The following is a 12584-nucleotide window of genomic DNA, read 5'->3' on the forward strand; positions in this document are numbered from 1 at the left end:
GGATGTTCAGGTTCGAGGTTCGAGAGGATAAAAGTTTACAGCCTCCCTGGTTGAGTAAGGTGGGAATTGCCCACCCTACAACCGGAGATGATATTAATCCCTATTCTTTGACTTATGCTCTTCTTCTGTCGCCCATTGGTGGATCAGGAATTAGAAAAACCAACCGTAGGAATGTAAACCTTTGCCTAACAGATTAACGCCTAGATAGCAAATCCAAACTACCACAAAACCTGTGGCTGCTAAAATTGCTGGGCGTCTTCCCTGCCAGCCACGAGTAATGCGGGCGTGCAGGTAGGCAGCAAACACCAACCAAGTAATTAGTGCCCAAGTTTCTTTCGGGTCCCAACTCCAGTAAGATCCCCAAGCTTCGTTAGCCCAAACCGCACCGGCAATAATGCCAACTGTCAGTAAGGGGAATCCTAAACCGATGATGCGATAGCTAATGTTATCCAGAGTTTCTGCTAGATTCAATCGCTGGGGCGAGAGAAGTTCTGCGGTCTGAGTTGGGGCGGTTGATGGGGTTTGAACTGTGGCTAATTCGAGGAGTGCGGTGGTGCCCAAACCATTATTGTTGGAGTTGAAAGAGGGTTCGCTGAAAACTAATGGGCTGTCGGCGCTGGTTTCTGCAATTTGAGGTTCGGGGTTTTGAGGGCGTTGGAGGCGGTATTTGCTGTTGCGGTTGCTGTTGGTGCCGAAGGAACTACCGGTGAGTTCGATTTTTTGGCCGCGGGTGACGATTAAAAAGGCGATCGCCAGTAACGCTCCTACCATTAAAGTTGAGTAACTGAGCATCATGACGCTAACGTGCATCATCAGCCAGTTTGATTTGAGAGCGGGTACTAGGGGCTCTGCAGATTGCATGGTTGCGGGCAGAGTCAGGGCTGCAAAGGCGGATATTGCCATTGCTACGGGGGATGTGGCTACACCTACTAAGCGGGAACGGCTCATGTTTTCCGCGACTAGGTGGATGGCGGTGATTCCCCAAACGAGGAAAAATAGGGATTCGTAGAGATTGCTTAAGGGGAAGTAGCCGGCTTCTATCCATCGAGAACCGAGTAAAGCGGCGATGGATAGGTTGGCGACTGCCATTCCTGCGGTTCCTAGGGCCGACAGGTAGGGAATGCCGGGGAAAGCTGCGCCAACCCAGTAAATGAGCATTGTGGAGAACAAAACGGCAAAGGAGATGTTGTCCAGCCAGTTCTGAAGTACGACCAGATTCATAAAAATTACTCCGGTAATGTTTTTACTTATTTTTGCTAACTAGATCGATCGTACTGGGGTTGGGCAGTTTTGGGTTTGGGATTTTGAATTTTTGTGGCAATTATGAGTGGTTGGCGGTTGTTGAGGTGCGAGTGGGCGATCGACTCACCAAGGATTGCCAATCATTCTAAAAGCAGACCAATAATAAGGATGAGAGAAATTCTGACTCGTCATGTTTGCCAATTCCGGGGGTAACGGCAGATTGCCGACAGAAGTGTGCAGCATTCCCCCTTCAATTCGCACCTCTTGGCGCAACATCGCTAATTGCGCTTGCCGCAGTGCTTCTGCTTTAATCGGAGCAGTTTTTAACTGCCCGTAAAACTCCGCCATCAATCCCAAACTGCCCTCGTCGCTGACATACCAGAGAGTGGCCATAGCCGATTTAACCCCGGCTTGCACGGCTAACCCGCCAAAGCCTAACTCGGCTTCTCGATCGCCCACAGCAGTCCTGCAAGCGCTCAGAACTAACATTTCAACTTGCGGGTTGTGCCATCCCATTTGCCGCAACTGATCCAAACGCAGTTTAGTATCCCACAACTGAATAAAGGATTCGCTAGGAGCTCCCGATCGAAATTCCGCGTGAGTAGCCAAGTGAATCATCCCAAAAGGCTGCTGCTGGCGCTGCGATTTCAAATTAGCCAGGGTGAAAGCTTCATTCAAGAAAGACTTACCCGGCCACTGCTGCGGCGTGATTGTCGATACTTCTATTTCCACCGCAGGTAAAGGACTCATATCGGTAAATTGCGACGCCCCCATGGCCAGAACTTGGGTATTTTTGAAATTGGCGGGGCTGGTATCTGTCAAACTCAGACTCGGCATCGAGCCAACACTGTAACGCTCTACCAGAAAGCCTTTGCCGTCGTGCAGGGCGCCCATTGGTATCGATCGCAACCCCATATCTGAGATAAAAGATAAATTCTCAATGCCTTTGGCTTGCAGTTCTGCTTCCAGCGGCGCTACCATCCACTGGTAGAGTTGCTGAGCTAAGGGCAAATAACTTTTAGTGTTGCGCTTTACCGGATTAGTCAGTTCATCGCGAAATTTCCGAACAGCTTCCATTACCTGGGCGCGAGAGGTTCCAGGGATGCGCTGGCGAACGGGCGCACCTTCCGGGGTGATCACCATCATTTCCAGTTCGTCAGAGGCTTGAATTTGCTGTTCTACGCGCAAGATGGACGAACTGCTGTAAGGTTGATCGACTGTAGAACCCCTGGGTACAAAGCTGATATAAATGAGAGCTGGTTTGATGCCTGTGGCTTGTTGGACACCGCGAAGGGTATTTTGGGCATCTTCTAGGGTGGCGATCGCATTTGTTGATGGCAAATTTAGGTAATCGGCAAACTCCCTGGTGAATCTCTCCTCTACGGGAAAAATAACGGCGCCGAGGTTGGTGGGCAACTTGGAAGCCTCAAGATTCGGAGACGCGGGAGGTGAATTGCGCTGTTGCAAGGAATTAGATATCTGGTTTTGCTGTTGCAAGCTGGGGGAAAATAAACGATTTGTGCTGGGTGGCTGGTTGGCTGAGAGCTCCGGTGTCGGTATCGGTGCGAGATTTATCGCAGCAGCAGCAGGCGCAACCGCTAGATTTGGAGTAATTGTCGGTGAGATCGGCTGCAAATTTGATACCGGTGCTGGATTTGGAGTAATTGTCGGTGAGATCGGCTGCAAATTTGATACCGGTGCTGGATTTGGAGTAATTGTCGGTGAGATCGGCTGCAAATTGGATATCGGCGCTGGATTTGGAGTAATTGTCGGTGAGATCGGCTGCAAATTAGATACCGGTGCTGGATTTGGAGTAATTGTCGGTGCGATCGGCTGCAAATTAGATACCGGTGCTGGATTTGGAGTAATTGTTGGTGCGATCGGCTGCAAATTGGATATCGGCGCTGGATTTGGAGTAATTGTCGGTGCGATCGGCAAATTGGCTACAGGCGCTGGCGTCGGCGCTGGTGCGGGCGCTGCCACTGCCACTGGTGCGGGCGCTGGTGCTGGTGCTGGTGTCGGCGCTGGTGCGGGCGCTGCCACTGCCGCTGGTGCTAGTGCGGGCGCTGCCACTGCCACTGGTGCTGGTGCTGGGGCTGGTGCTGGTGCCGGCGCTGGTGCGGGCGCTGGTTCCGGCGTTAGTGTTTGTAAAGGTGCTGGTGCGGGTGCTGGTGCTGGTTCCGGTGTCGGTGTCGGAGCGGGTGCTGGTGCTGGTTCCGGCGTCGGCGGGGGTACAGGTGCAAATATAGGTACAGGTGCAGGTGCAGGTGCAGGTGCAGGCGCCGGTGCGGGTGCTGGTGTTGGTACTGGTGTTGGTGCTGGTGTTGGTGCTGGTACTGGTGCGGGTGTTTGAGTTGGTTCGGGCGTCGGCGCGGGTACAGGTGCAAATATAGGTGATGGTGCAGGCGCTGCTGCGGGTGCGGGTGCGGGTGTCGGCGCTGGTGTCGGCGCTGGTGCGGGTGCGGGTGCGGGTGTCGGCGCTGGTGCGGGTGCGGGTGCGGGTGTCGGCGCTGGTGCGGGTGCGGGCGCTGGTGTCGGTGCTGGTGCGGGTGCGGGCGCGGGTGTCGGTGCTGGTGTCGGCGCGGGTGTCGGTGCTGGTGTCGGTGCTGGTGTCGGTGCTGGTGTCGGCGCGGGTGTCGGCGCGGGAGTTGGTGTCGGAGTTGGCGATACTGAAGAAGCCGTAATGTTAATTTGCGTCGGCTGTACTATCTGAGGGTTGGGGCTGAAATAACTTCCCTGTGTAATCACATTTTCCTTCTTTGGACCCCCAGTGGCAATGCTGCCAGCAGTACCGTTGAGTTTGTTATAGTCGGGCCCGACGGCAAAAGGAGTGTTCGAGGCTTCGCCACCGTGGCGAATGGTGATATCTCCACCATTCGCGCTACCAGTGGTGGATGCGGAAATGCTGCAAGCTTGCGACAAGCAGTGGTTATCGTTTGTGAAAGTGCCTGTAGCTCGGAAATAACGGCCGGCTGTAATGTCAATATTTCCTCCGCCTGTTCGGCCTTCGGTGTTGATACGGGTTACTTCGATGTCGTTGCGGCCGTTAAGGGTAACTTGGCCGCCTTTTTTTTCTTCGGAGTTGGCGTCTATGAACCCTGTTTGAATGCTGCTTGAGGGTGCTGCAATACTAACGTCTCCGGCGTTGCTGTTTTTGTCGATCGACCTTGCGTTGATATTGCCTGTTTCTACTTTTCCTGTACGGCTGGTGACGGTGATGTTGCCGCCTGCGGTGGTGTCCGAGTGGGAGTCGATATCGACAGTGCTAATGTCGCCCTTAGCTTCTAGGGCGATCGCGCCGCCTTGAGAACTTGTCAGGTTTCCGCTGACTGCAATGCTGTTGGCTGCTTGAATGGCGATCGCCTGAGCGTTTGCATCTTTTAGCGCAACGTCCCCCGCAGCTACTACTCGGTTAGAGGCCGTGAGTACCACTTGACCGCTGGCATTGACGCTGAGGCCTGTAGCGTTTTTTTCACCAATGCCTGTAAGCAGTTCGGGCAAGGCGATCGGCAATGCCGAAGCTGTTACCGTTGTTCCAGTGCTAGTCGTCGCTGAGGGCGGCTCGATTTCCAAACTCAGCAAATTGCCTCGCTGACGGATCTGCACTAAATTTGTCCCGGAGACTGATGCTACGGTAATTTGACCGCCTGGGGCCGAAACGCTGCCGGTGCTGACAACGGTGCCGCCGAGCAAGGTTAAGTTCTGCCCTGACTTAACTGCTAAGTCTGCCGTGCTGATAATTGCCCCGGCTTGATCTGCCCCAAAAGTAAAGGAATTGGGTGCGCCTGTGAGAGATGTGTAAGTGCTACTACCGACAGCGTTAAACGAGTTTGAACCAAATCCAATAGCGGTGGCGGTGGTTGCTGTGAAAGAAGCAGGCACGTTTAAGCTGGCACTGTTACCAAATATGATGCCGGATGGATTCATCAGAAACAAGTTAGAATTGCCGCCGGTTACTTGAATTAAGCCGTTAATAATCGATGGTTTACCGCCGCCTATGCCCGCTAAAATGTTGCGAATGTTGGGGTTTGATATAAAGTTTGCAATCTGATTTTCCGACAATCCGAATTCTTTAAAGCTGTGGAATAGATTTTGTTTATCGCTCGATAATTGTCCGCCTTGAATATCGAAGCGAGTTGGCTGCCCAGGAGTTCCGTTTTGCGCTGCGGGAGTGACTGTTGTGTTCGTTCCCTCTGCCGCTGGAACAATGGTTTGACCTTCGGCTTTTGCTTGCAAAAAGTAAAGATTTATTAAGATAATTGGCAGAGAAAGTGCCAGTTTGCTTATTCTTTTTTTGGACAGCAATTTAGCCTTTATTTGAATATTTTTGGCGGTTTTCATAGATTTTTAATGGGTAAAATATATACAGAAAAATTAGGTAAACAAACCTAGTTTGTCTGACAATGGGGAGTTAAAGACTGTATATTTATGAAGCTACCGGGTTTCGGACTGCAAGTGCGTTCCAGACTCACTTTCCCGACTCAATGAGGAAAATTTCCCTGTAAAATTTTCCTCTGCATTTGCAATTCCCCGAGCGTATCTTCTGCACAATGTAAGTATAACTCGCAATGCCTAGAATCTGTATCTTCCGGATGACATATAAAAAAACTGGCTTTCCTAGACGCACTCCGACCCCTAGAAACCGTTTTTTTTACATTAGTGAGAGTTTGAAGGAAGTATGGCCGTTTAAAAAATCGGCTTTTGCGCCCATAACTGACCGGGAAAAATCCACGTAAAAAAAATTTCTTTTCCTTTTATAAAGAAGAAAAAAAGCCGGATCTACAATTGCCGGCCCTTAAAATTCTGACAAAAATAAGAAGTCCTGGACGCAACGGGTACATAAAGTGTAGGGTGCGTCAGAAACGGTCGATTGCCTCTTCATTCCTGGACGCAGAAACCCAGTTTTTTTACGAAAACACTTAGTTGCAGTCCAAGGCTTAAAAAACTAGGTTTCTTTGGTAGTCATGGACGCAAGGCTGCATAGAAACCGGGCTTGTTAACGAAAATAATTGGTTGCAGCCTGCAGAAACGATAAAAAACCCCGGTTTCTTTAGTGTGTATCTGTAAGTCCTGTCCTTGCTTCTTGCTTGTTCCTTCTGGTGGCTACCTTTCGGTTTTAATCGATCGCCCTGTTGGTACTTAAGGGGGTGTGCAGGCGGATTTGTGGAAGGATTTAAGAGTTAATTGGGTGAAGTTTGGACAGTGGGCGAGGGACTGGGTGAAACAGGGCGCGGTGAAGCAGGACTCGGTGAAGCAAGACTGCGTGAAGGATTTGCAGAAGGAGTGGATTGGGTGGATTTTTTGAGACCGACAAAAGCGTCGTAACGGGTGGTACGATCGCCAATGACGGCCGCTGTAACGCCGATCGACCGCGTGGCGTCTATCCACATTTTTTGGTTGGGAGGAAACTCCGGCAAAGCTAGGTTTTTCGGGTTAAACGCACTCTCGGTGTCGATGAAGAAATTGCCGTTGTGGGGTTTAAGTTCCGATCGTACTGTTTTCTGGAACAGTTCGCTGCTTAAAAGCGGACTTTTCGGTGCCGGAACGATCGCATCAACCACTGGAGCTCCTACTGTCATAAACGCTACATCGTTCATCCAACCGCGAGTTACCGTAATCCCTCCAAACGGCGATGTCCATTTTATTGCAGGTTTGCCACCGACTTGAATTTCCTCAACTCTAAACCCTTTAGTTTTCATCGTTTCATCAAGCTGTTTCAGGGCTTTGTTGGCTGCGCCCCGGTTGTTTGTTTCCACCATAAAAACAAATCCGGCAGCAAATTTGTCTTTGGGATTCTGCGTGGCGGCTGGTATTAATGATAGAGAAAATTCTCCCGCCATCCAGTCCATCAAGTCTTTATCTAAATCCAGGCCGGTAGTGGATTTTAAACCTGTGCGTAAAACTTGGGGATTAATCGGGGAAATCGGGTTGGCTTCGGCGCCCAATACGTAGTCTTGCCACACACGCTGCAAGTTGCCACCAGATACCATCATTATTGTATTGCTTGGCAGGCGGTTAACCATTTTTAGAGCATTGTTTTCTACTGCTATCCTTCTGGTAGAATCTGGTTTTAACCAAGAGATTGATTTGAATCCAATTCCTTCTGCTTCCAGCGTCGCTGTGGTGGCAAATCCCTGATTTTGTTGCAATTTTTCGAGGTTTTCTGGGGAAATTTCACGGGCTGAGTTGGCGGCGGCATAGGCGGCGGCAACGGGCATATTGACGTAGATTTGACCGAAGGCGCCCGGACTTTTTATTTTGTCTATGGCGTCTGCATAGCCAGGGGTTTTGGCTAGGGAAGGTTCGCCTTTGTAGGTGTCGATTATTCTGTCTGTAGCGCTAGGATCTGTGGTGACTGCTAGATAGTTGGTGCCGAGTACCGCGACTGAGAAATTGCGATCGGGTACGCCTTGAGTTTCTGTGACTTGCACGCCTTTATAATTACGCTCAACTATTTTTCCTTGGCTGAGGGGCCTGGGTTTTGTTAATAATTCTTTGGCTTTGATCGGGTTGGCAATTGGCAGGATAATTGCCACTGACTGTTGAATTGGCGGAGATGGTGGCGCGTTGGGTGCGGGCGGGGGGGCTGGTATAGCTATTTTGTTGCGGAGAAAGGCTACCATTGCTGTGTTACCCACCCACGGTTGAATGTCTTGCTGGTAGACGTAGCCGTTGCTGGTGAGGAGGCGATCGCGCATTTCGCTTAAAAACCTCTCAAACGAAGCTTTTGACTCCGGCGTGCCAAACTCTCGCAGTCTATTCCACTGCGATTCATCGGTACTGATGGATAGCGCCATCATCGTATCTTGCGGGACAACGGTTGCCCCCGCCGGCAAATCTTTGGCGGGCCGACGGGAAAGGACGAGGTAGTAGGTGACAAAGCCTAAACCGATCAGAAGTGTGGCGGCTCCGATCGTAAACAGCAGGGAAGATTTATCTTTCTTAAACATTATTCGTAAGGTTCTGGTGCTCGCAACATGATAGATTATTTTCTTGGCTCATGTAACAGATACATTAGCAGATACACTTAACCGGGCAAATCTAGGAAAGTTGACTGTTGACTGTTGACTGTTGACTGTTGACTGTTGACTGTGAGCCGAAAAACAGAAAATTGTGCTTATATGTGGTGGCAGATTGCAGGACACTTTACCAGAACGATGCTACCGGATTTGATATAAGTCTGTGGAAGGAAACCCCACACAAAAAATGTGGCAAGACTTTTGTGAAATGGTATTAACTGAATCAGTTTCTGGCCTTAAAGTCTTTAAAGATAGTTTGAAACGAGTACATCAGGCGGTGGACATCGTTTGTGGCTCTAGGAAAAATGTTGAGTTCCCATTTTTTGCGAGCAGTAGTTAGCAGTTTCGCTATGGGTTGGGAGTAACTGTTAGAAATGAAATAGCTGCCGCCTTCGTAGCGAATGTCTGACGCTAATCCGATAAAAGCACCAGCCATTTCTAGTTTTAGTTCCGAGGTGCTGTGTTCAGATTTTACTGCTAAAATTACCTGCGAGTGGCGGGGTTCGCGGTTGAGCAAGCGGCAGATAGTCGCTTCTTTTTGGTACAAAATTAAAACGTTGCAGTTGTGGAGAACTCCGGCTCTACCTTGGACTTTTACTCCTAGGTGAACTTCCAGGGCTGGTTTGTCGGGAAATTCCACAACAGCATGAGTGTATGGATGTGCAGTTCCGTGGATTTTTCCCGCCGTTTTTCTAAATGTTAAATATTTCGGTGTTTCGTCGTCTAAAACATTGTTGTAATAAATAGTACCGCCTTCATTAGCAACTGCTTTTAGCAGAATAGTGAAGAGGTAAGTGTCAAAAATTCTGGATTGTTCTGCCGCTGTGTTAAACTCGGGATCGATCGAGCTTTTTAATTTGCTTTTAATTTCGGAATTGATGGCGTAGTTGCTCGGCCCGGAGGGCAGTTTTTCGAGCAAGTGCTTGAGGGCGATCGCCTGTTTGTGACGAGGGGCTGTGACGCTGGAAGTAAACTCGATTGTTTTGGCAGATTCTGCACCTGAATTGGCAAATGTAATTTTTGTGCCGAGGGGAGAGGTTTCTGATTCTACTTTCAAGAAATAAGCAATTTCGTCTTCCATTTCGGAAGTGTTCACAGTCGCTTGCTCGACAGCATCAATTAATAGCAAAAGTTGTTCTTTTGCGGTATAATCTTCTATCTTGAGCAGAGGTGTTTTTCTTTTGAGCGATCGCTCTTCAATTACTTTGCCTATCTCTACAGTATCCGCTACTTGTTGAACTACCCAACCTAAATTAAACTCATCCAGAATTGCCGCCAGTTCTTGATAGAGTTTGGCGTACTCGATCTCGTCCATAATTGTTTCTGCACTGCACACTATTTTGATTATACAAGCAGATTTGATTTTTTGGTCAATGGCTGTTGAGCAACTACGCAGATTGCCTGTAATGGCGGATTGGCGGAGTGTTTAAGTGTTCGAGTGGGGAAAATCTTTCTTTTGGCTGAACACCCATCCGTTACATCCGTTAAATACCGTACACTGCTGGTTGCCGAACTTGCTGCTGCTTGAGAGAGACAATTGGGAGTAAGCTATTCTACGACATTTGTAGCGATCGAACTATGGCAACTATCAACGACAACTACCTCAAACTCAAAGCTGGCTACCTGTTTCCCGAGATTGGGCGCAGGGTGAAAGCCTTTGCAGAGGCGAATCCCGAAGCGCCCATCATTCGGCTGGGGATTGGCGACGTGACTGAACCGCTACCGGAAGCTTGTCGCCAAGCGATGGTGAAGGCGGTGGAAGACATGGGCTCGCGGGATACCTTTAAAGGATACGGCCCGGAACAAGGTTATGAGTGGCTGCGGGAGAAAATTGCCGAGCACGATTTTAAGTCGCGGGGATGCGATATTGATGCTTCGGAAATCTTTATTTCTGATGGTTCTAAGTGCGATTGTGGCAATATTCTCGATATCTTTGGCAACAATAACACGATCGCAGTTACGGATCCAGTTTATCCGGTGTATGTAGACACTAACGTGATGGCTGGACACACGGGAGATGCGAACGAAAATGGCGAATACGGCGGCTTAGTTTACCTACCAATTACAGCGGAAAACAATTTTACTGCCCAAATTCCCACCGACAAAAAAGTCGATTTAATTTACTTGTGTTTTCCGAATAACCCGACGGGGGCAACTGCAACTAAGGAACACTTGCAAGCTTGGGTAAATTATGCTAAAGCTAACGGTTCGATTATTTTCTTCGATGCGGCTTACGAAGCGTATATTACGGATCCGAGTTTACCGCATTCTATCTACGAAATTGAAGGGGCGCGGGATTGTGCGATCGAATTTCGTTCTTTTTCCAAAAATGCTGGTTTTACGGGTACTCGCTGCGCGCTGACAGTTGTACCGAAGACTTTGACTGGAAAAGCAGCAGATGGTTCCGATGTCGAAATTTGGAAGCTGTGGAACCGCCGCCAATCTACTAAGTTTAACGGAGTTTCTTACATCGTGCAGCGCGGGGCTGAGGCGGTTTATTCTGAGGCTGGCAGGGCACAGATTCAGGCTTTAGTCAATTTTTACATGGAAAATGCTGCGATTATTGGCGAGAAATTGACAGCGGCGGGAATCGAGGTTTTTGGTGGCGAAAATGCACCTTATGTGTGGGTGAAAACGCCTCACGGTTTGTCGAGTTGGGATTTCTTTCAGAAGTTGCTGGAAACTTGCAATGTGGTGGGAACTCCGGGTTCTGGTTTTGGTGCGGCGGGTGAGGGTTATTTCCGCATTTCGGCGTTTAATAGTCGGGAGAATGTGGAAGAAGCGATGAGACGGATTGTGGAGAAGTTTAAGGTTTAATCTCATCTCCTGCTTAAACGGAAAGGCCCCCAGCCCGCCAGGGAATGAATTCCCTAGCTAATAGCTAAAGTCTTCTGAAGAGGACTAATGAGTTCTTCAGTCCTCTTCAGAGGACTTTAGCTTTGAGACAGAGGTTTCAACCCCTGGCGGACTGCCGGATTCAGCGAAAAAGCATTAATTTAATATGTTGTGGAACAGGCCGGAAAGCCTGTTCATGAAAATAGTAAAAGATGTGAGTTATAATCTAAAATGATTGTAGCTCAGGGTTTAAATAAAAAATGAAAACCAACACCAGGAGTTTATTATGCACTTGCTACGAGTTCAAGTTCCTGATTTTCGCGGTTTAAAGGACATTGACATCACTTTTGAAAAAGATTTTTTTCCTAATATTTTTCCGCTGGGTAGTCAAAAAGGTGGCGGTAAAAGTACCCTCTTGCAGTTAATATTTGTACTACTGTACTGTTCCGGTGATGACAATAAAAAATCATTTTTACAAAATTTGCTTCAGGGATTTAAAGTTGCTGATGGTGAAGACAAAAGAGTCTTAGCAATTATTGATCTCTGGGATGGAGAAAAAGTTGTCGAGATGGAATTTTTTTCTTATAAGGATTCTTTGTTTAAAAAGAAATTAGCATTAGATATGTAGTTTAGACCAAATAAAGATCAATACTCCGGACAGTTTTTAAGCAGCCAAAGTACCATAAGACAAGACTGAAGGAAAGTTAGGGTGATTTAAAATCAAATCCGGGTCTAAATCTAACTTGTCAATAAAGGTAAAAAGTAGATGCTTATTGAATTCCAGCCGTTTATAAGAACAGATTGAAAACACAAACGACTTGGCAGATGAATGACAACTAGAGAGTTGATGTTTAGCTAAATTTAAGGCAATTAGACTGGCATTAAAATGAAAATCAAGCCGTGGTAAATGACGAGCTTGACAATCAGACAATCCCGTAAATTGCTTGGCATAACGAAAAATAAATTCAATCTGGAAGCGAGCCTGATAATATTCAAGAATTTGCTCAGGTGGTAGGTGAATATCCGTGCTAAACAATAAAGCATTTTTGATTTTGCCGTTGGCTTGAACCTCAGAGATACAAACCAAACAAATTGGGCAATTTAAACAACAACTCGCCTTCCACCAATGTATATAATGAAACTCCGGGTTTTATTTCTTTAACAAAAATAAGACGACTCAAATCATGGCAGTCAACCTTGCCATCATATTTACGTGGAGCCCCCAGTTTCTTTTGTTCACCTGTATAGAGATAGCGTAGGTTAGCATCACTTCTTAACTTGCCAATAAAGTCTAAATTTAAGTCCCGCACAGCATCCCAGAATTTAGAGCGATAGTAATAGCCATCAGCCACCAAATAACGTACAGAAGTTGGGAAGTAACAACGAGTGTTCTTGAGATGTTGTGCATAGGTCAATGGCACTGAAAAAGTGAGCCAAAAAAAATCTGTAAGGCAAGATATACATAGATAATTGCCTTACAAACCAAAA

The 12584-nt window shown here is 47.9% G+C and carries 8 protein-coding genes; 2 read left to right on the plus strand and 6 right to left on the minus strand.

Annotated elements, in window-relative coordinates:
* Window positions 1-150 precede the first annotated feature (150 nt).
* The 4 genes from ccsB to QT994_RS18535 form a co-directional block, all read right to left on the minus strand.
* Window positions 151-1221, minus strand: coding sequence for a c-type cytochrome biogenesis protein CcsB (ccsB, locus tag QT994_RS18520; protein ID WP_333176876.1), 1071 nt, complete (start codon window positions 1219-1221; stop codon window positions 151-153).
* Window positions 1222-1365: 144 nt separating this feature from the next.
* Entirely contained in the window at window positions 1366-5583 is a 4218-nt protein-coding gene (locus tag QT994_RS18525) for a CHAT domain-containing protein (protein ID WP_333176879.1), read from the minus strand.
* An 839-nt stretch (window positions 5584-6422) separates the two neighbouring features.
* Window positions 6423-8192 (minus strand): DUF3352 domain-containing protein, encoded by a 1770-nt coding sequence (locus QT994_RS18530; RefSeq protein ID WP_333176882.1) that lies wholly within the window; start codon window positions 8190-8192, stop codon window positions 6423-6425.
* A gap of 292 nt (window positions 8193-8484) precedes the next feature.
* The gene (locus tag QT994_RS18535; RefSeq protein ID WP_333176884.1) at window positions 8485-9576 is read right to left on the minus strand and encodes a hypothetical protein; all 1092 of its coding nucleotides are present in this window, start codon (window positions 9574-9576) and stop codon (window positions 8485-8487) included.
* Between the two features lie 263 nt (window positions 9577-9839).
* Between QT994_RS18535 and QT994_RS18540 the strand changes: the two genes are divergently transcribed.
* Complete coding sequence (locus tag QT994_RS18540; RefSeq protein ID WP_333176887.1) at window positions 9840-11078, plus strand: LL-diaminopimelate aminotransferase; 1239 nt, start codon at window positions 9840-9842, stop codon at window positions 11076-11078.
* Between the two features lie 304 nt (window positions 11079-11382).
* Window positions 11383-11724 carry a hypothetical protein gene (locus tag QT994_RS18545; RefSeq protein ID WP_333176888.1) on the plus strand — a complete coding sequence of 114 codons (342 nt, stop codon included), beginning with the start codon at window positions 11383-11385 and terminating at the stop codon, window positions 11722-11724.
* 36 nt (window positions 11725-11760) lie between these two features.
* Here QT994_RS18545 and QT994_RS18550 read toward each other — a convergent pair whose 3' ends face one another.
* Both QT994_RS18550 and QT994_RS18555 read right to left on the minus strand, forming a co-directional pair.
* Entirely contained in the window at window positions 11761-12183 is a 423-nt protein-coding gene (locus QT994_RS18550) for a transposase (RefSeq protein WP_333176891.1), read from the minus strand.
* Window positions 12167-12511 carry a hypothetical protein gene (locus QT994_RS18555; RefSeq protein ID WP_333176894.1) on the minus strand — a complete coding sequence of 115 codons (345 nt, stop codon included), beginning with the start codon at window positions 12509-12511 and terminating at the stop codon, window positions 12167-12169. Before QT994_RS18555 ends, QT994_RS18550 begins: the two co-directional genes overlap by 17 nt.
* Window positions 12512-12584 lie beyond the last annotated feature (73 nt).

Source organism: Microcoleus sp. S13_B4, assembly GCF_036700885.1.
Taxonomy (GTDB): Bacteria; Cyanobacteriota; Cyanobacteriia; order Cyanobacteriales; family Microcoleaceae; genus Microcoleus.

Excerpts from the sequence above, each read along its gene's own strand:
- QT994_RS18525 (WP_333176879.1), bottom strand. The coding sequence starts at position 5,583 with ATGAAAACCGCCAAAAATATTCAAATAAAGGCTAAATTGCTGTCCAAA.
- QT994_RS18530 (WP_333176882.1), bottom strand. The coding sequence starts at position 8,192 with ATGTTTAAGAAAGATAAATCTTCCCTGCTGTTTACGATCGGAGCCGCC.
- QT994_RS18540 (WP_333176887.1), top strand. The coding sequence starts at position 9,840 with ATGGCAACTATCAACGACAACTACCTCAAACTCAAAGCTGGCTACCTG.
- ccsB (WP_333176876.1), bottom strand. The coding sequence starts at position 1,221 with ATGAATCTGGTCGTACTTCAGAACTGGCTGGACAACATCTCCTTTGCC.
- QT994_RS18535 (WP_333176884.1), bottom strand. The coding sequence starts at position 9,576 with ATGGACGAGATCGAGTACGCCAAACTCTATCAAGAACTGGCGGCAATT.
- QT994_RS18545 (WP_333176888.1), top strand. The coding sequence starts at position 11,383 with ATGCACTTGCTACGAGTTCAAGTTCCTGATTTTCGCGGTTTAAAGGAC.